Here is an 18,129-nt window from a genome sequence, read left to right as displayed (position 1 = left end):
TCCTTCAGGCGCGATGCCGTTCCTCAAACTCATAGCCGTAGTCATAAGACTTCAACGGCGTTGGAGACAGCTCATACGTGGCTTTGCGCAGGAAATCCATCATCTTGCGCGTATCCTTGCTGAGCGGGTCCAGAATGTCACGGCGTATCGGCTCTCCGATCACGACTTTCACCGGTGTATCAACGCGTTTCTTGAACTCTTTGATCAGCAGGCCCATCCGCAAAGTACTGTGCAGATGGCTGGCGATCTGAAACAGACGAGACGTGTGGCCATCAAAGAAAACCGGGACAACTGTGGCATTCGATTTGGCCACCATCCGCGCGGTAAACCCGCGCCAACCCGGATCCATGGGGTGGGAAAACGGCTTAACCCCGGTGCTGACCGTCCCGCCGGGAAAAATGCCGATCGCCCCGCCTTCGCCCAGATAGCTGAGCGCGGTTTTGCGGGTCTCAAGGTTCAGCTGCATCGCCTCTTTCGTTTCATCAAACGAAATTGGCAGAATGATGCGATTCAGGTCTTCGGCCTTGCGAAACACCCGATGGGCCAGAATGCGGAAATCACCCCGTGTCTCGGACAGGATATGTCCCATCATCAGGCCATCCAGAATTCCGTAGGGATGATTGGCAATCAGGATCAGAGGACCGTCTTTCGGAACATTCGAAAGCGATCCCCCCGACACGTCCAGTGTCAGCCCATAACGTTCAACCATCACGGCCCAAAAGTCGCGCCCATTGGCAACGTCTTTCTCGTACCCGTCCGCGCGTTTGATCAGGCGCATACGGCCTGTGGTGTTCTCCATCAGCTTGATGACCATCCGCCCGCCTTTGGTTTCGGCGGAATGCGCGTAGGAAATGTCGCGAACGGCATGACGACGAGAAGGCATATGGGTCTCCGGTTTGCTGCCTGCAAAATAAGTGCAAGTAACAATTTTGCCTAGTTATCGTGACACGCTTGTGACGTTTTATTCTGCCGCGGCCTGCAACCCTGCCCCTCCGCCGCGAATGACGGCCAGCAATTCCTCGCGCCGCTTGGCTGCTTTGGCCTCGTTCTCGCGCAATACCGGGCCAAATCCACGGATATCCAGCGGCAAACGGGCCAGGGCAGCAATCGCATCGCGCGTGGTCTGCGACACAAGCGGCAGAACTTCGCGCATGTCCTTTTCATATTGACGGATCAACGCACGCTCCATCCTGCGTTCCGACGAATAGCCGAAGATATCCAGCGGCGTACCGCGCAGCGCCTTCAACCGGGTCAAAAGCTTCAATGGGCCAATGACCGACTCCCCGAAAGCACGTTTGCGCGGTCTGCCGTTGCTGCCCGATCCCCCCAAAAAGGGCGGAGCCAGATGGAATGTCATCTTGAAATCGCCATCGAACTCGGCAGCCGCTTTGTCACGGCTTGTCAGAAGAAGGCGCGCGACTTCGTATTCATCCTTGTAGGACAACAGCTTGTGATAGCCTTTTGCCACCGCTTCGCGGATATCCGCATCCTCAACACTGTCGACCAGCTTGCGATACCGCTTGGCCAGCCGCGCACTTTGGTAGTCGGTCAGATGGCTTGCGCGGAATTCGATCTTCTGATCCAGCGATTTGGGCATCTCGGTTACGGTCGGGGACAGAATGGACTGTACCTCTGCCGGATGAAGAACCGCCCAACGCCCGATATCAAACGCACGCTTGTTCCGTTCAATCGTAGTTCCGTTCAATTCGATGGCATCAAAGATCGCCTGATGGCTGACGGGCAACAACCCGCGCTGCCAGGCCGCGCCAAAGATCATCATGTTGGAATAGATCGAGTCGCCCATCACGGCGCGTGCCAACTCGGTCGCGTCAAACAGCGAGACATCTTCTTTCAGTCGTGCTTGAAGAGCCAGTTCCAATTGATCGGCGGGAATGCGGAACTCGGTATTGCGCGTAAAGTCGCCTGTAACCGTCTCATGGCTGTTCACAACGGCGCCTGTACGGCCAGTGCGGGTCAGGCCCAATGTTTTGGCTCCGGCGGATACCACCAGATCACCGCCGATCAGCGCATGGGCTTCGCCGGTTGCGACACGGATGGCGCTGATGTCTTCGGGTGCGTTGGCCAGACGGCAATGGATGTGGACCGCGCCGCCCTTCTGCGCCAAGCCCGCCATTTCCATCATGCCCGCGCCTTTGCCGTCAATCTGGGCAGCTTGCGCAAGGATCGCACCCAGCGTGACAACACCGGTTCCCCCGACACCCGTGATCACCACGTTATGCGTACCGCTGATCTTGGGCAGCACCGGCATCGGTAGATCGGGCAAGTCGATTTCGGTTGTTGCCTCTTTGCGGATCTTCGCCCCCTCAAGCGTAACGAAGGAAGGGCAAAAGCCGTTCAGGCAGGAATAATCCTTGTTGCAGCTTGACTGATCGATGGCGCGCTTGCGCCCGAGTTCTGTTTCTTTGGGAACGATCGACACACAGTTCGATTGCACCCCGCAATCGCCGCAGCCCTCGCAAACATCGGTATTGATGAAGACGCGCTTGTCCGGGTCCGGGAACGTGCCGCGTTTGCGGCGGCGGCGCTTCTCGGCCGCACAGGTCTGAACGTAGACAATGACCGAAACACCCTCGATCTCGCGGAACTTCTCCTGCACCTGCATCAGTTCCGCACGCTCGAACGTCTGAACACTCGACGGCAGAGCCTTGAAGTTCACGTCTTCCTTTTCGTCATAGACCAGAGCAACCTCACGGACACCCATGGCTTTGACTTCGGCAACGATCCGTTCTGCGGTCAGATCGCCTTCATTCTCCTGCCCGCCCGTCATGGCGACGGCATCGTTGAACAGGATCTTGAAGGTGATGTTCGTGCCTGCAGACAACGCCGCGCGGATCGCTTGAACGCCCGAGTGGTTATAGGTGCCATCGCCAAGGTTCTGGAACACATGTTTGGTGGTCGAAAACGGGGCCTCACCGATCCAGTTCGCGCCTTCACCGCCCATCTGGGTAAAGCCCGTGGTGTTCCGGTCCATCCACTGAACCATGTAATGACAACCGATCCCTGCATAGGCACGGCTGCCATCCGGGACTTTGGTCGAACTGTTATGCGGGCAGCCCGAGCAGAAGTACGGAAGCCGCGTTGCAATTTCCTGCGCATTGTCGGCTCGGCGTGCCTCGGACAAAGAGGCCAGCCCGGCCCGAATACCATCGGTTTCACGCCCTTCTTCGATCAGGATCTCACCCAGCTTTTCGGCAATCATGATCGGGTCCAGCGCGCCGCGGGTCGGGAACAGTTCATCGCGGTGCAACGTACCGGCACCGCCTTTGTACCAGCCATATACCCGGCGGCCGCGACGGTCGTCAAAGATAGCCTCTTTGACCTGAACCTCGATTAGTTTGCGCTTTTCCTCGACAATCACGATCAGGTCCAGCCCTTCGGCCCAGTCGTGGAACCCGACCATGTCCAGCGGGAAGGTCTGCCCCACCTTGTAGGTCGTGATCCCCAGCCGTTCGGCTTCGGATTCATTGATATTCAAAAGCGACAGCGCATGGGTCAGGTCCAGCCAGTTCTTGCCCGCCGCAACAAACCCGATCTTTGCACCCGGTTTGCCCCATATCCGCTTGTCCAGCTTGTTGGCATGCGAAAACGTCTCGGCTGCAAACCTTTTGTAATCGATGACGCGCGTTTCTTGCAGGTGCGGCGTGTCCCCAAGGCGGATATTCAAACCGCCTTCCGGCATATCGAAATCAGGTACGACGACCTGCATTCGGTCGGGGCGACCATCCACAACCGAGGTAACCTCGATTGTGTCCTTCATGGTCTTTAGCCCGACCCAAACCCCGGCAAAACGGCTGAGCGCAAAGCCGTAAACTCCGTAGTCGAGGATTTCCTGCACACCCGCCGGGCTGACGACAGGCATATACATATCTACCAGTGACCATTCGGACTGATGCAACACGGTCGAACTTTCGCCGGTATGGTCATCACCCATCGCCATAAGCACACCGCCATGCTTGGCGGTTCCGGCCATATTCGCGTGGCGCATGACATCACCGGACCGGTCTACGCCCGGCCCCTTGCCGTACCAAAGCCCAAAAACCCCATCGAACTTGCCGTCGCCGCGCAAGCCGGCCTGTTGGCTGCCCCACAGCGCCGTTGCCGCCAGATCTTCGTTCAATCCGAACTGAAACGTAACATCGCTTTCGGACAACTGCCTTTGCGCCCGCATCATCTGCTGATCAACAGCGCCAAGTGGCGAGCCACGATATCCAGTCACCAGCCCCGCCGTGTTCAGTCCCGCCTGCCGGTCTCTGGCCTTTTGCATCAGCATCAACCGGACAAGCGCCTGTGTTCCGTTCAGAAGAACGGGACTTTTCTCAAGATCGAACCGGTCGTTTAACGTAATCTGTGGCTGACTCATCAGACGTCTCCCCTCGCCAGATCAGTGTGCATGTTCGTAGTGCATTTTAGGTCACAATTTCTGACCTGTATAGGCTTTATGCACTGAACCGTAACGTTTTCGGCCTTTGATTGTAGAACTTGTTACCTGTTTCATATAGGCGTTCGAAAAGATAACGAAAGTTGCGGCGATGGATTGGGACAAGCTTAGAATATTTCACGCGGTGGCCGATGCAGGCAGCCTTACACATGCCGGGGACAAGCTCAATTTGTCTCAATCCGCCGTAAGCAGACAGATCCGTGCGCTGGAAGAGTCATTGGATGCCACCCTTTTTCACCGTCACGCCCGGGGGCTGATTCTCACCGAACAGGGTGAGCTGTTGTTCGACGCCACATCCGCCATGTCAAAACGGCTGGACGCAGCTGCCGCACGCATTCGCGACAGTGAAGAAGAGGTCTTTGGCGTTCTTCGGGTCACGACGACCTTTGGGTTCGGCACACTGTGGCTCGCGCCGCGCCTGCCCAAGCTTTATGAACAATATCCTGATCTGAACATCGACCTGATGCTGGAAGAACGTGTTCTGGACCTTCCCATGCGAGAAGCGGATGTCGCCATTCGCATGAAGGAACCCAGCCAGGCAGATCTTGTGCGAAAACGCCTGATGACGGTTCAGATGGCGCTTTACGCGACGCACAACTACATCGAAGCCCATGGCGGAATGCTGAAATCTCTGGAGGATATTCAAAATCACCGGCTGATCTGTCAAACACCCGCGGCACCCCAGGTGGGCGCCAGCGCGGCAATGGTACGCCACCTTATGACCTACAATCCCGCATCCCTGTTGACTGTAAACAACTACTTCGGCGTCCTTCAGGGAGTGTTGCACAATCTCGGTATTGGGGTTCTGCCAGATTACGTCACGCAGGATTTCCCGCATCTTGTGCCGGTTCTGTCGGATGTCGAAACCGCTGACGTGCCGGTCTATCTGGCTTATCCCGAAGAACTCCGACACTCCAAACGTGTCGGTGCGTTCCGCGACTTTGTGCAGGACGAGATCATCGCGCAACGCAAACAGCTGAAAAAGATGGGAAAACTTTAGCTATGCACAAATAGCATAGCGGGCATGAGGACATTTCAGGGTTAATTTCCTTGAACGTTTACAAACTGACCCCTAAATGAGCACTCGAAGGCGGTGATGCTGAAACGCTCATCATCTTCATACCTCCCTGTTGGACTATGGCCGAGCTTATTGCTCGGCCTTTTTTTTGCTCAAAGCATTGTATTAAGTCAGCGAAAGCTCTGGGAAAAATAGACGCATGGGCATATGATCCCCAAAAAAAACGATACAATTTCGTGTTCGAGGGAAAATCCATGTTCCACCCATTCCGCCTTATGTTGGCGATTGTCTGCGCTTTATTTTTGGCGGTTCCGCTTTTTGCGCAAGATACCGGCTCAACTTCTTCAGTGACCATTCCAGACGATCTAACACCTGAACAGGTCGATGGTCTGGTTGCCCGCATGTCAGATGACCAGGTGCGCGCCATTCTGTTAGAGCGCCTTGATGCAGTCGCCGAAAAGCAGGCTGCCGAGAAGGCGAACGTGGAAGACCCGCTGACCGAAATCAGTGAGATATGGGCCGAGATGGTCTCGTCCTGGACACATGTTCTGACCACGCTTCCCAATATTGTCACGGCACAGATAACTGCGTTTGGCAATTTCAGCGACACGTTTGGAACGTCCGGCGTCCTTACCCTGTTTGGGCTTATTCTTTCTGTGTTGATTGCGGGTTTCATAGCCGAGAAACTGTTCATTTTCCTGACCCGCCGCTGGCATGAAGCGACCGAAGTTGGTGATGAGGCCGATCTCAGGGGCGCCATCAGCTACCTGTTCCGCAGGTTCTGCCGCGAAATTGCCGGGCTGATCGTGTTCTATGTTGTCATTCGCGCGATTGGTCGCGGGCTTCTGACACCCGAACAGATCACTTATGCCGCTCCGTTTGTGTTCTATCTGATCTGGATCCCGCGCCTGGGGGCTGCGGCCTCACGTTTTGTTCTGGCACCGGAGAAGCCCAAATATCGGTTGGTGAGTATTGACGACCATTGGGCAAAGTATCTGCATCGCAATCTGATCGGGCTGTTGATCCTGATCGGGTTCACACTGTTTGTTGTGCGATTCAACGCCCTAAATGGTATCACAGGGGACGACACACGCATCGCCTTCTGGCTGAATGCGGCAATCCATGTCTATATCGCCGTCATCGCTTGGACCGCGCGCGACGGGTTGTCTCAGATGATGCTGGGAACAGACCCGGACCGCACAAAATTCGATGAAGAAGTCGCGCATTATTACCCCTACTTCGCCATTGGCGTTTCGGTGACAATATGGCTGCTGGTCGAATTCCTGGTCGCACAACGCGATCCATCGACGCTCAGATTGCTTGGAGGTGGTGCGCATTTCACAACCATGTTCTGGTTGCTGATTGCCCCTGCCCTCGACACTTTGATCCGCGGGCTGGTGCGCCACTTGCAGCCGCCAATGTCAGGCGAAGGCCCGCTGGCCGAACGCGCTCATCGCGCGGCCAAGCGCAGCTATATCCGGATTGGGCGGGTTATTGCGGGTTTGGTCGTGGTTTTCATGATCGCCCGCACGTGGCATCTGGACCTGCGCAATGTCGCCTCGGCCGGTGTTAGTGCCGAAGTTGGCGGCGCTGTCATTGAATTCCTTCTGATCATCGCTGTCGGCTATATCCTGAACGAGGTCGTCTCGCTATGGATCAATCGTCGGCTGGCCAAGGAACAGACCGCAGCTGAGGCAGTCGACGAAGAAGCCGGCGGTGAAGGCGGCGGTGCCGGAGGCTCTCGTCTGGCGACGGTCCTGCCGCTGATGCGGATTACGGCCCAAGTCACAATTTCGGTAATCTTTGGCCTGCTGGCCTTGGGTGCGCTGGGCATCAACATCACACCGCTTCTGGCCGGTGCCGGTGTTCTGGGTCTGGCCATCGGCTTTGGTGCTCAGAAACTGGTGGCGGATATCGTCGGTGGTGTTTTCTTTCTGGTCGATGATGCCTTCCGCGTCGGCGAATATGTCGATGTGGGCGGAACCACCGGAACGGTAGAAAAAATCTCGATCCGTTCAATGCAACTGCGTCATCACAGGGGGCCTGTGCACACAATCCCTTATGGTGAAATCCAGAAGCTGACGAATTACAGCCGTGACTGGGTGATCATGAAGCTGAAGTTCACCGTGCCCTTCGATACCGATCCCAACAAGGTCAAGAAAATCTTCAAGAAGATCGGGGCCGAAATGATGGAGGACGAAACCCACAAAGAAGGCTTCCTGCAACCCTTCAAGTCTCAGGGTGTGTTCGACTTTGATGATGTGGGCATGATCATTCGCGGTAAATTCATGGCCAAACCGGGCAAGCAATTCACATTGCGCAAGGAAATCTTCAACAAGGTCAAGGCCGAGTTCAAGGCCAACGGCATCGACTTTGCCCGCCGCGAGGTGCGCGTTGCAATCCCCGGGCTGGATGAGGTCGAGCATCTGACGCCCGAACAGAAGACTGCTGTTGGCGCCGCAGCTGCTGCCGAGGTCAACAAAGACCAGGGATCGGCGTAACCTTCGGGGTTTACGTCGGCGATTTGCAGCAGGACTGCTGTACGGTTATTCGGAACCGGCTGTGATGCCGGTTCCGTTTTTCTTTGAAAGACGCGACCTGCGCCGACTTGACCCTTTCCACACGCGCGTGCTTGCCCTACAAGGCGCGCAATCTCGGCCCACTTGGACACAGGACAGAAGATGCAAGAGCCCGCCATCACACCCGATCTGATTGCCGCACATGGGCTCAAGCCCGAGGAATATGACATGATCCTTGAGATCATCGGGCGTGAACCGACCTTTACCGAGCTTGGCATTTTCTCGGCTATGTGGAACGAACATTGTTCTTACAAGTCGTCGAAGAAGTGGTTGCGCACTCTTCCGACCTCGGGGCCTCAGGTCATTTGTGGACCGGGCGAGAATGCCGGTGTCGTGGATATCGGCGACGGACAGGCCGTTGTTTTCAAGATGGAAAGTCACAATCACCCGTCTTACATCGAGCCCTATCAAGGCGCGGCAACGGGTGTCGGCGGCATCCTTCGGGACGTGTTCACCATGGGTGCGCGCCCGATCGCTTCGATGAACGCGCTGTCCTTCGGTGAACCCGGCCACCACAAAACCCGCCAGCTGGTCAACGGCGTGGTCGAAGGCATTGGCGGCTATGGCAACTGTTTCGGTGTGCCTTGCGTTGGGGGCGAGGTCCGCTTTCACCCCGCTTACAACGGCAACTGCCTTGTGAACGCCTTTGCCGCCGGTTTGGCCGACAGTGACAAGATTTTCTACTCTGCCGCGTCGGGCGTGGGCATGCCTGTGGTTTATCTGGGTGCCAAGACCGGACGCGACGGTGTTGGCGGCGCGACGATGGCCTCGGCCGAGTTTGACGACACCATCGAGGAAAAACGCCCTACTGTTCAGGTGGGTGATCCCTTCACCGAGAAACGCCTGATGGAAGCAACGCTTGAGCTGATGCAGACCGGTGCCGTGATCTCGATTCAAGACATGGGTGCTGCGGGCCTGACCTGTTCCGCGGTTGAGATGGGCGACAAGGGCGGTCTGGGCGTACGTCTGGATCTGGAAAACGTCCCCCAGCGCGAAGAGAACATGACAGCTTATGAAATGATGCTGTCCGAATCTCAGGAACGCATGCTGATGGTTCTCAAACCCGAACTTGAGGCCGAGGCCCGCGCCGTGTTCGAAAAATGGGATCTCGATTTCGCAATCGTTGGCGAAACCATTGCCGAAGACCGCTTCCTGATCATGCACAACGGTGAGGTCAAGGCCGATCTCGTCCTGTCCAAACTGTCTTCGACCGCGCCCGAATATGATCGCCCTTGGGTGCCGACGCCCGAAGCCGAGGATCTGGCCGAAGTGCCTCAGATCGATCCGATTGACGGCGTGCGCGCCCTGCTATCGTCGCCCAACTACGCGGGCAAGCAGTGGGTCTATGAGCAATACGACACGATGGTGATGGCGGATACAAACCGGACACCGGGCCTGGGTGCGGGTATGGTGCGCGTGCACGGCACCGACAAGGTGCTGGCGTTTACCTCTGACGTGACACCGCGCTACGTCCGCGCCAACCCGGTTGAAGGCGGCAAACAGGCGGTGGCCGAAGCCTACCGCAACCTGACGGCTGTTGGGGCGAAACCGTTGGCTACCACCGACAACCTGAACTTCGGCAACCCGGAAAAGCCCGAAATCATGGGCCAGTTTGTTGGCGCCATTCAGGGAATCGGTGCCGCAGTTGGCGCGCTGGATATGCCGATCGTGTCCGGCAACGTGTCGCTGTATAATGAAACCGACGGCCAGGCGATCCTGCCCACCCCCACAATCGGCGCTGTCGGGCTGCTGAACCACAGCGATGAAATCATCGGCAACGAAGTGCGCGAGGGTCACGTGGCTTTGGTGATCGGTGAAACCAAAGGCCATCTGGGTCAGTCAGCCCTTCTGGCCGAAGTCTTCAACCGAGAAGATGGCGACGCGCCACATGTGAATCTGGACGCTGAAAAACGCAACGGTGATTTCATTCGCGCCAATCGTGGAATGATCAAGGCCTGCACAGACCTGAGTGATGGCGGCCTTGCGCTGGCGGCCTTCGAACTTTCCGAGGCCGCCGGGGTTGGCGTGTGCCTGGATGATGCACCGACGGAATTCCTGTTCGGGGAAGATCAGGCGCGGTATCTGGTCGCGTGCAACTTTGATCAGGCCGAGGCGTTGATGATCGCGGCGGGTCAGGCAGGTGTGCCGCTGGTCTCGGTTGGCCGTTTCACCGGCGATACGATCAGGATCGGCGGCTCGGAGGCCTCGTTAGAAGACTTGAAGGCCATTTTCCGCAACAGTTTTGCCGACGCCGTCGCCTGATCAGGCTGAAAAAAACTCGCTCGAAACCTGCGCCCTGAATAAGCGCAGGTTTCGTCGTTTTGGCGCATTCAAGTGCACTTGCGCGCCCGGTTCAGGCGCTCTACATCTTTGGAAAGACCTTCAGGAGTTACCTACATGCCGATGAGCGCCCATCAAATCGAACACCTGCTGCGAGAAGCTTTTCCTGACGCGGATATTCAGGTCGGCGGCAACGACGGTGTTCATATGTCCGCCATGGTGGTGGACGAGAGCTTTCGCGGCAAAAACCGGGTGCAGCAACAACGCGCGGTTTATGCCGCGCTGAAAGGCAAGATGGATGGCCCAGATGGTGAGCTGCACGCGCTGGCGCTGACGACGAAAGTACCTGAGTGAGTGCAACCGTCTGGATATACGGCATTTGTGGACTGATTGCCTTTGCCGGCAGCGCCTTTATTATCAGATCGGCAATGAAAAATAGGCGCTCCGACAAAATTCGGGGTGTGAAACCTGGTCACGGAGACCAATTGATAGACCACGGAACCGTGTTGGGAGGCGGCGGTGGTCATGTAACCGTGTCTCGGGTCACCAGAGACCCACAGGCCTACGCCAAAGCGATGGTTCCCAAAAAATGAGTTCATGGCAGGATTGGATATCAGCAATCGCAGCTTTGATAGTTGCCGCCGCGCTGATCGAAGCCTATGTGAAGCGGAACAGAAAACGCAACCTCGCCGACATGCGTCCAGATCCGGGTGAACTCAGCAAAGTGGGCGGCCTTGAGAGATACGGGCTTGATCCGGTGAAAATGGCGCAGGCCGAACACCGGCGGCTTGAAACGGAAGGATGGGCACCCAGCTTGCCCAGTGATGGAACAATCCCCGCAGATGCGGATGAAAAGGAAATACAAAATGACCGACGTTAAGACCCAGATCGACGAAACCGTCAAAGCCAACGATGTGGTGCTGTATATGAAAGGCACCAAGGAAATGCCGCAATGCGGGTTCTCCTCGCGCGTGGCCGGGGTGTTGAACTACATGGGCGTTGAATACACGGATGTGAACGTTCTGGCCGACGAAGAAGTGCGTCAGGGGATCAAGGATTATTCCGACTGGCCGACCGTGCCCCAGCTTTATGTCAAAGGCGAGTTTGTTGGCGGCTGCGATATCATCACCGAGATGACGCTGTCGGGTGAACTGGATGCGTTGTTCGATGAAAACAACGTCGGCTACAACAAGGAAGCAGCCGACAAAATTCGCGAAGCAAACGCGTAATCCAGCCTAACGGCTGGAACAACCCCGGTAGATCTCCTGCTCAACGGCGGCGCCTGCCGCCAAATAGCTTACGGACGCGTCCCACCCTTTCGAGCGCAGGATGTAGGTTCCACCATCACCAATGGATTCGTAGCGGATACCAGACCCGCTTTGGACTTGACGCATCACAACCAGAGAATTGTCTACCAAGGTTGCCGCTGCCCCTGTACTATCCGGCGCGTTGAAATAGGTAACAGGCAGCGGTATTCCGTTTTCACAGGTGAAAGTGACAGACAGAATATCGATTTCGGCCAGTGCCGTTGTCGCGGGCGTAACCAGCGCCGCCGCACAGATGAATTTGCGCAGGAACCTCATCGTGCCTTTTTCTCCTCAACTACTGCGGCCAGCGCTTCGGCCCGTGCAGCCAGTTCGGCCAGCGTATCCGTAACGGATGGCGGAACCACGGCAACTTCGATGCGCTCAGGTTCGGGCGCCGGGGCGCTTCGCAGCGCCTGAAGCTCGGCTTCGGCTGCGGCCAGTTTCCCTTCGAGCGATTTGACCTTGTCCTCTGTCGCCGCAGTCTTGTCGGCCAGCATCAATCCGGCCATCAGCAACATGCGGGATTCCGGCATACGACCGATCTGATCGGACAGCACCTGCGCCTCGTCGTCCAACACTTTGGCAGCAGCGTGCAGAAAGGGCTCTTCCCCGTCCCGGCAGGATACGTCAAAACCGCGCCCGCCGATATGAATGGTCACTTCGGGCATTACTCTACCTCACCTTCAACAAGTTTCGCCTGCGACAGCAGAGGTTCCAACCTTGCAAGAACAGCCTGCGCTTCGGCAGCGTCTGACGCCTGCGCCGCGCGCGTTGCTTCCAGTTCCGCAACGGTGGCCCGGTTCAGCAGCTCGGCATCTGCGACACCTTCGGCGGCGGCGGCGCGCAATTCGTCTATCGCAGTGCGCAACTGCTCGTTTGCCTTGCGCATCCGTTGCAGATCGTCGTCCAGCCGCGACATTGCAGCGCCGTGGCTGGTCCGTTCAGCGCGCAGCATCTCAAGCTCGGCGCTCAGGTCGTCGACGCGGACAGTGTCTGACAGTTCTTCCTTTAGACGGCTGTTTTCCGCCTTCAGCGCCTCCAGCTCGGTGCTATTGTCCAATGCGGCCTTGGCTTCGGCCAATTCAGCGCGCGCGGCTTCGACCGATGCGATTTTCGCACGGGCTTCTTCCAGCTCGGATCGCAGAGCGTCTGTTTCGGCTGTATCAGCCGGAGCGGTTCGCAACTCCTCAAGATCGGCACGCAACCCGTCCACTTCCTGTTCGTGCTGTTCCTTCAGGGTTCTCAGGCGTTCCTGAAGCTGCGCGTTCGCAACTTTTTCATCTTCAAGCGCTGCCTGGAGGCCGTCATCTGGCCGGGCATCTACGGTCGCACCGCCCAATGCGTCGACGCCCGCTCCGATACGGTCCATCGCCGCAATAATGCGGTGCTGTAATTCCTCAAGTTGGCTCATGCCCCTGTCACCTCTTTATCAAGGTTCATTCTGTTGCGAAGCGATCCGAATCAAAATCGAATCCCGCCTGCCGCCAGTCTAACGGAATGCGACAGAAAATACCCACTGTTTGCTTTCAACCACTTGGGCCGCGCACTTCAAGCAATCCAAGCGGATAAACCCCGGTTCTGCTTGCACTTTGAGTGCTGAGTGGTATTGAGCCCGCAATCTGCTTTTTATCCAAAGGAACAACGCCCGTGGACCTGACTGCGCTGCGCAATGCCAACCCCGAACACTGGGACAAAGCTGCGGCCATCCGCACATTGACCCTTGATGCCGTCGCCGCTGCAAACTCCGGACATTCCGGTATGCCCATGGGCATGGCTGATGTCGCCACCGTCCTGTTCGAAAAGCATCTGAAGTTTGACGCCTCGGCCCCGAACTGGCCGGATCGCGACCGCTTCATCCTGTCCGCCGGCCATGGTTCGATGCTGGTCTATTCGCTGCTGTACCTTACGGGATATGCAGATGTGACGCTGGAGGAGATCAAGAATTTCCGCCAGTTGGGCGCAAAAACCGCAGGCCACCCCGAGAACTTTCTAGTCGCTGGCGTTGAGACCACGACCGGCCCGCTGGGTCAGGGTATCTCGAACGCCGTGGGCTTTGCGATGGCCGAAGAAATCCAGCGTGCACATTATGGCAAGAAGGTTGTTGACCACTATACCTATGTCATCGCGGGCGACGGTTGCCTTATGGAAGGCGTAAGCCAGGAGGCAATCACGCTGGCCGGCCGTCACGAGCTGAGCAAGCTGATCGTCTTCTGGGATAACAACAACATCACCATCGACGGCACCGTCGACATCGCCGACCGCACCGATCAGGTTCGTCGCTTTGCGGCCTCGGGCTGGCATGTGATCGAAATCGACGGTCATGACCCCAAGGCCATCGACGCGGCCATCGTTCAGGCGAAGAAGTCGAACAAGCCAACCATGATCGCGTGCGAAACCCACATCGCTTTGGGCCACGCGGCTCAGGACACGTCAAAGGGGCACGGTGCGCTGACCGATCCGGATCAGCTGAAGGCTGCCAAGAAGGCCTATGGCTGGGCGCATGATGCATTTGACGTGCCTGCCAATGTCAAATCCGCATGGGAAGCCATCGGTGCGCGTGGCGCTGCCGAGCGTGCGGAATGGGAAGCGCGTTTCGCACAACTGTCCGAGCGTAAGCAGGCTGAGTTCACCCGCGCCTATGCGTTCGAGGCCCCCAAGCGACTGGCTGGCGCCATTCGTGCCTTCAAAAAGCAGATGTCCGAAGACCAGCCGAAACTGGCCACCCGTTCGTCGTCGGAGAAGGTCCTGAACGTTGTGAACCCGATCATGACCGAAACCGTTGGTGGTTCGGCGGACCTGACCGGATCGAACAACACCAAATCGGCCGATATGGGTGTATTCCTTCCGGATAACCGCAAGGGTCGCTACATCCATTACGGTATCCGTGAACACGGCATGGCGGCCGCGATGAACGGTATGGCGCTGCATGGTGGTATCCGCCCCTATGGCGGTACATTTATGGCCTTCACAGATTATGCCCGCCCGTCCATGCGTCTGGCCGCGCTGATGAAGATCCCCAGCGTCTTTGTGATGACCCATGACTCGATCGGTCTGGGCGAAGATGGCCCGACCCACCAGCCGGTTGAACATCTGGCGATTTCGCGCGCGACACCGAACACTTTTGTGTTCCGCCCCGCTGACACCATTGAAACCGCCGAGGCATGGGAACTGGCGCTGACCTTCAAGGAAAGCCCCTCGGTCCTGTCGCTGACCCGTCAGGGTGTTCCAACGGTTCGTACCGAGCACAAGACCAAGAACCTGACCGCACAAGGTGCTTACGTTCTGGCCGAAGCAGAAGGTAATCGTCAGGCGATACTGATTGCAACAGGTTCCGAAGTGTCGCTGGCCATGGAAGCCAAAGCGACGCTCGAGGCCGAAGGTATCGGCACCCGCGTCGTCTCGATGCCCTGCATGGAGCTGTTCGCAGAGCAGGACGAAGCCTACCGCAAGCGCGTCCTTCCGGCAGGTCCGGTCCGCGTTGGTATCGAAGCCGCGGTTCGTGCTGGCGGCTGGGATCGTTGGTTGCTGGGTGAACGTGGCCGCGAAGCCAAAGCCGGGTTCATCGGCATGTCCAGCTTTGGTGCCTCGGCCCCTGCCGGTGAGTTGTACAAGCATTTCGGCATAACCGCCGAAGCAACCGTGGCCAAGGTCAAGGAATTGTTGGGGCTGTAAATCAGTCCCATCTGATCGAGCAAAGGGCGGCCTTGGCCGCCCTTTTCATTTGGGTTCAGCCTTAACCCGAAGTGCAAGTTCTTCATAGGCTTTCAGAGCGTAATCCAATCGCAACTCATACCGTCCTTGCACCACCACTTTCTCAGGTGTTTGCAGGCCGAGGCAAGACAACGCCTGGCGAAGATGTGTTCCAGACAGCGGAACATAATTGGCCGATTGACCCACTAAATCGTTGTAAAAGCGTCCCCCGAACCAACGGCTACGCTTCTGCGCCCTGAAAGCGGTATCAACACGAAAATGCAAGAAACTGTACAGCTCGGATTCATCGAATGGGACCTCGTCGGCAGCAACACTCAAAGCAGAAATAATTGAGGATCTGCCGTTTGATCCGCGGGTGCCCACTTTTCGAATAAGCGGGCCATCGATGGTCGTGCCCAGACGGTAACGGGTCAATTCAGTGTTTCGCATTCTTACTTAACAGTGGTGCTATGATCCGGGTTGCAACAGGGATCAAAACCAATCCCCAAGCCAAACCAAATACGCCATCCATCGTGGCCTTGGATACCCACTCAACCGCGCCAACCCATTGATCAGACACAGTATGCCCAATGGCATAGGCCCAATCATGGATATGATGGCCCAACCATCCAAAGCCCAACACCTCCATCCCGTGGATGACGATCGAGCCCCCCACCCACAGCATCGCCGCAGTTCCTACTATGGACAGTGTTTTCATCACCCCGGGCATTGCCTTGACCAACCCTCGGCCCAGACCGCGACCTATAGGTGTCGGCGCGTTCTGCGCCAGATAAAGCCCAACATCATCCATCTTCACGATCAGAGCCACCGAGCCATAAACCGCCACCGTCACGCCAATCCCCACAACGGCCAAAGTTGCGGCTTGCATCCAAAGGTTTGGCGCTTCAATCGCCGCCAGTGCAATGGTCATGATCTCGGCTGAGAGGATAAAATCAGTTTTGATCGCGCCCTTGACCTTCTGCTCTTCCAGATGGCCCGGATCCCGGTTTTTCATGTCTTCCTCTATGACGTGACTTCCATGAGGAAACAGAACGTGAAAAATCTTTTCGGCGCCTTCAAAACACAAATATGATCCACCCAGCATCAACAGTGGGGTGATCAGCCACGGGGCGAAATTGGCCAGCAACAAGGCTACAGGCAACAGGAGTATGATTTTGTTGAAAACCGAACCGCGCGCGATACGCCAGATGATCGGCAATTCGCGCGCCGGGGCAAAGCCTTGAACGTATTTCGGTGTCACTGCAGCATCGTCAATGATCACACCGGCCGTCTTGGCCCCTGCCTTGCCCGCCGCGGCCACGACATCGTCCACCGATGTCGCCGCAACCTTGGCGATCCCGGCCACATCGTCCAACAAGGCCAAAAGACCACTCATTGCGTTTCCTTTCCCAATCACTGCCGCATCTGGACCCTACCTGATCCAACGGCTAGCGCAAGCGTTAGCGCAACCGTCGCAGGTTTGCGCTAACACCTTAAAAATATGCCGTTTTTGCCCTTTTGAGATTCCCATTTCGCCGCTATATGGCCCTCAACGCAAGCGCATCAGGAGACGTCACATGACCATCAAGGTCGGTATCAATGGTTTTGGCCGTATTGGCCGCTGCACCCTGTCGCACATCGCCGCGTCGGGGCGTAACGACATCGAAGTGATCAAAGTCAACGCAACCGGCCCATTGGAAACCTCTGCGCATCTGCTGAAATATGACAGCGTTCACGGTCGGTTCCCGCGCGAAGTTTCGATCGAAGGCAACACAATGGATCTGGGCCGTGGCCCGATGCAGATGTTTTCGACCTACGATATGAATGAACTGGACTGGGAAGGCTGTGACGTCGTTCTGGAGTGCACCGGTAAATTCAATGACGGCAACAAGGCCAAAACACATCTGGATCACGGTGCAGGTAAGGTGCTGCTGTCCGCCCCCGGCAAGAACGTGAACAAAACCATCGTTTTTGGTGTAAACCACAACACCCTGACCGCGAACGACAACATGGTGTCGAACGGCTCCTGCACCACGAACTGCCTGGCCCCGCTGGCCAAGGTGCTGGACGAGGGCGTCGGCATTGAACACGGTATCATGACCACCATTCACGCCTATACCGGCGACCAGCCCACGCTGGACCGTCGCCACAGCGACCTCTATCGCGCCCGCGCTGCCGCAATGTCGATGATTCCGACCTCAACCGGTGCTGCCAAAGCTTTGGGTGAAGTTCTTCCAAACCTGAAAGGCCGTCTGGACGGTTCTGCCATCCGGGTCCCTACCCCGAACGTTTCTGCGGTTGACCTGACCTTCCGTGCGTCGCGTGACACCTCGGTGGCCGAGATCAACGCAATCGTCGAAGAAGCAGCCAAGGGCCCGATGCAGCGCGTTCTGGGATATGAGCCCGCACCGCTGGTATCAACCGATTTCAACCACACCGAAGAAAGCTCGATCTTCGCACCCGATCAGACCCGTGTCGTCGATGATCGCATGGTGCGCGTGCTGGCCTGGTATGACAACGAGTGGGGTTTCTCGGTTCGCATGGCAGACGTAGCCGTCGCCATGGGACGCCTTAACTGACCCTTCGGACTTCGCTTGTACGTTGATGCCCGCTCAGGTTATCTGGGCGGGCATTTTCGTTCGGAACCGACATGAACAATCAAATTGCCATCTGGCTTGGCGTCCTTCTGCTTGGGGGCATGATGCTGGACGTAGCCTTGTATGGAACCGAGCACATGTTGTTCCTCGGTAAGAAGCTATACGACTTTCTGGACTGGCTCGCTTTTTGGCGATGACA

At 57.0% G+C, this 18,129-nt stretch carries 16 protein-coding genes; 9 read left to right on the top strand and 7 right to left on the bottom strand.

Translation table 11 applies throughout. From position 1 onward, the window contains the following. Positions 1-4: 4 nt before the first annotated feature. The gene (locus tag ACR0LL_RS03735) at positions 5-883 is read right to left on the bottom strand and encodes a lysophospholipid acyltransferase family protein (RefSeq protein ID WP_480584109.1); all 879 of its coding nucleotides are present in this window, start codon (positions 881-883) and stop codon (positions 5-7) included. Positions 884-961: 78 nt separating this feature from the next. Continuing rightward, positions 962-4,381, bottom strand: a complete 3,420-nt coding sequence (locus ACR0LL_RS03730; RefSeq protein ID WP_480584106.1) for an indolepyruvate ferredoxin oxidoreductase family protein — start codon at positions 4,379-4,381, stop codon at positions 962-964. 169 nt (positions 4,382-4,550) lie between these two features. Here ACR0LL_RS03730 and ACR0LL_RS03725 point away from each other — a divergent pair, with 169 nt between their 5' ends. From ACR0LL_RS03725 to grxD, 6 genes are all read left to right on the top strand, one after another. Next, a complete protein-coding gene (locus ACR0LL_RS03725; RefSeq protein WP_480481095.1) occupies positions 4,551-5,459 on the top strand; it encodes a LysR family transcriptional regulator in 909 nt (302 codons plus the stop codon). Between the two features lie 272 nt (positions 5,460-5,731). Next, positions 5,732-7,978, top strand: coding sequence for a mechanosensitive ion channel family protein (locus ACR0LL_RS03720; RefSeq protein WP_480584103.1), 2,247 nt, complete (start codon positions 5,732-5,734; stop codon positions 7,976-7,978). A 180-nt stretch (positions 7,979-8,158) separates the two neighbouring features. Next, the gene (gene purL / locus ACR0LL_RS03715; RefSeq protein ID WP_480584100.1) at positions 8,159-10,318 is read left to right on the top strand and encodes a phosphoribosylformylglycinamidine synthase subunit PurL; all 2,160 of its coding nucleotides are present in this window, start codon (positions 8,159-8,161) and stop codon (positions 10,316-10,318) included. 135 nt (positions 10,319-10,453) lie between these two features. Next, positions 10,454-10,690 (top strand): BolA/IbaG family iron-sulfur metabolism protein, encoded by a 237-nt coding sequence (locus tag ACR0LL_RS03710; protein ID WP_267363417.1) that lies wholly within the window; start codon positions 10,454-10,456, stop codon positions 10,688-10,690. Between the two features lie 235 nt (positions 10,691-10,925). Continuing rightward, entirely contained in the window at positions 10,926-11,216 is a 291-nt protein-coding gene (locus ACR0LL_RS03705) for a hypothetical protein (protein WP_480584097.1), read from the top strand. Next, entirely contained in the window at positions 11,203-11,565 is a 363-nt protein-coding gene (gene grxD / locus ACR0LL_RS03700) for a Grx4 family monothiol glutaredoxin (RefSeq protein ID WP_209596128.1), read from the top strand. Before ACR0LL_RS03705 ends, grxD begins: the two co-directional genes overlap by 14 nt. Before the next feature lie 6 nt (positions 11,566-11,571). Here grxD and ACR0LL_RS03695 read toward each other — a convergent pair whose 3' ends face one another. The 3 genes from ACR0LL_RS03695 to ACR0LL_RS03685 are packed head-to-tail and all read right to left on the bottom strand — an operon-like array spanning position 11,572 to position 13,054. Further along, positions 11,572-11,919: an MliC family protein gene (locus ACR0LL_RS03695; RefSeq protein WP_480481105.1), complete on the bottom strand. Its 348-nt coding sequence runs from the start codon at positions 11,917-11,919 to the stop codon at positions 11,572-11,574. Then, complete coding sequence (locus ACR0LL_RS03690; RefSeq protein WP_480481107.1) at positions 11,916-12,311, bottom strand: cell division protein ZapA; 396 nt, start codon at positions 12,309-12,311, stop codon at positions 11,916-11,918. Before ACR0LL_RS03690 ends, ACR0LL_RS03695 begins: the two co-directional genes overlap by 4 nt. Beyond that, the gene (locus tag ACR0LL_RS03685; protein WP_480481109.1) at positions 12,311-13,054 is read right to left on the bottom strand and encodes a hypothetical protein; all 744 of its coding nucleotides are present in this window, start codon (positions 13,052-13,054) and stop codon (positions 12,311-12,313) included. Before ACR0LL_RS03685 ends, ACR0LL_RS03690 begins: the two co-directional genes overlap by 1 nt. Positions 13,055-13,290: 236 nt before the next feature. Between ACR0LL_RS03685 and tkt the strand changes: the two genes are divergently transcribed. Beyond that, positions 13,291-15,315 carry a transketolase gene (gene tkt / locus ACR0LL_RS03680; protein WP_480584094.1) on the top strand — a complete coding sequence of 675 codons (2,025 nt, stop codon included), beginning with the start codon at positions 13,291-13,293 and terminating at the stop codon, positions 15,313-15,315. A gap of 45 nt (positions 15,316-15,360) precedes the next feature. Here the strand turns inward: tkt and ACR0LL_RS03675 are convergent, their stop codons facing one another. Beyond that, the gene (locus ACR0LL_RS03675; RefSeq protein WP_480584091.1) at positions 15,361-15,783 is read right to left on the bottom strand and encodes a hypothetical protein; all 423 of its coding nucleotides are present in this window, start codon (positions 15,781-15,783) and stop codon (positions 15,361-15,363) included. Next, the gene (locus tag ACR0LL_RS03670; RefSeq protein WP_480584088.1) at positions 15,770-16,729 is read right to left on the bottom strand and encodes a DUF808 domain-containing protein; all 960 of its coding nucleotides are present in this window, start codon (positions 16,727-16,729) and stop codon (positions 15,770-15,772) included. The genes ACR0LL_RS03675 and ACR0LL_RS03670 overlap by 14 nt, the downstream gene beginning before the upstream one ends. Positions 16,730-16,910: 181 nt before the next feature. On the opposite strand from ACR0LL_RS03670, the gene gap reads away from it, so the two are divergent. Both gap and ACR0LL_RS03660 read left to right on the top strand, forming a co-directional pair. After that, entirely contained in the window at positions 16,911-17,912 is a 1,002-nt protein-coding gene (gene gap, locus ACR0LL_RS03665; RefSeq protein ID WP_480584085.1) for a type I glyceraldehyde-3-phosphate dehydrogenase, read from the top strand. A gap of 71 nt (positions 17,913-17,983) precedes the next feature. Then, positions 17,984-18,127: a hypothetical protein gene (locus ACR0LL_RS03660; RefSeq protein ID WP_209596120.1), complete on the top strand. Its 144-nt coding sequence runs from the start codon at positions 17,984-17,986 to the stop codon at positions 18,125-18,127. Positions 18,128-18,129 lie beyond the last annotated feature (2 nt).

The sequence above is a fragment of the Ruegeria sp. AI2 genome, assembly GCF_056541275.1.
The sequence above is the reverse complement of the archived record's forward strand: the minus strand, read 5'-3'. Positions and strand labels throughout refer to the sequence as shown.

Coding starts and splice junctions, on each gene's coding strand:
- ACR0LL_RS03735 (WP_480584109.1), bottom strand. CDS start 883: ATGCCTTCTCGTCGTCATGCCGTTCGCGACATTTCCTACGCGCATTCC.
- ACR0LL_RS03730 (WP_480584106.1), bottom strand. CDS start 4,381: ATGAGTCAGCCACAGATTACGTTAAACGACCGGTTCGATCTTGAGAAA.
- ACR0LL_RS03725 (WP_480481095.1), top strand. CDS start 4,551: ATGGATTGGGACAAGCTTAGAATATTTCACGCGGTGGCCGATGCAGGC.
- ACR0LL_RS03720 (WP_480584103.1), top strand. CDS start 5,732: ATGTTCCACCCATTCCGCCTTATGTTGGCGATTGTCTGCGCTTTATTT.
- purL (WP_480584100.1), top strand. CDS start 8,159: ATGCAAGAGCCCGCCATCACACCCGATCTGATTGCCGCACATGGGCTC.
- ACR0LL_RS03710 (WP_267363417.1), top strand. CDS start 10,454: ATGCCGATGAGCGCCCATCAAATCGAACACCTGCTGCGAGAAGCTTTT.
- ACR0LL_RS03705 (WP_480584097.1), top strand. CDS start 10,926: ATGAGTTCATGGCAGGATTGGATATCAGCAATCGCAGCTTTGATAGTT.
- grxD (WP_209596128.1), top strand. CDS start 11,203: ATGACCGACGTTAAGACCCAGATCGACGAAACCGTCAAAGCCAACGAT.
- ACR0LL_RS03695 (WP_480481105.1), bottom strand. CDS start 11,919: ATGAGGTTCCTGCGCAAATTCATCTGTGCGGCGGCGCTGGTTACGCCC.
- ACR0LL_RS03690 (WP_480481107.1), bottom strand. CDS start 12,311: ATGCCCGAAGTGACCATTCATATCGGCGGGCGCGGTTTTGACGTATCC.
- ACR0LL_RS03685 (WP_480481109.1), bottom strand. CDS start 13,054: ATGAGCCAACTTGAGGAATTACAGCACCGCATTATTGCGGCGATGGAC.
- ACR0LL_RS03675 (WP_480584091.1), bottom strand. CDS start 15,783: ATGCGAAACACTGAATTGACCCGTTACCGTCTGGGCACGACCATCGAT.
- ACR0LL_RS03670 (WP_480584088.1), bottom strand. CDS start 16,729: ATGAGTGGTCTTTTGGCCTTGTTGGACGATGTGGCCGGGATCGCCAAG.
- gap (WP_480584085.1), top strand. CDS start 16,911: ATGACCATCAAGGTCGGTATCAATGGTTTTGGCCGTATTGGCCGCTGC.
- ACR0LL_RS03660 (WP_209596120.1), top strand. CDS start 17,984: ATGAACAATCAAATTGCCATCTGGCTTGGCGTCCTTCTGCTTGGGGGC.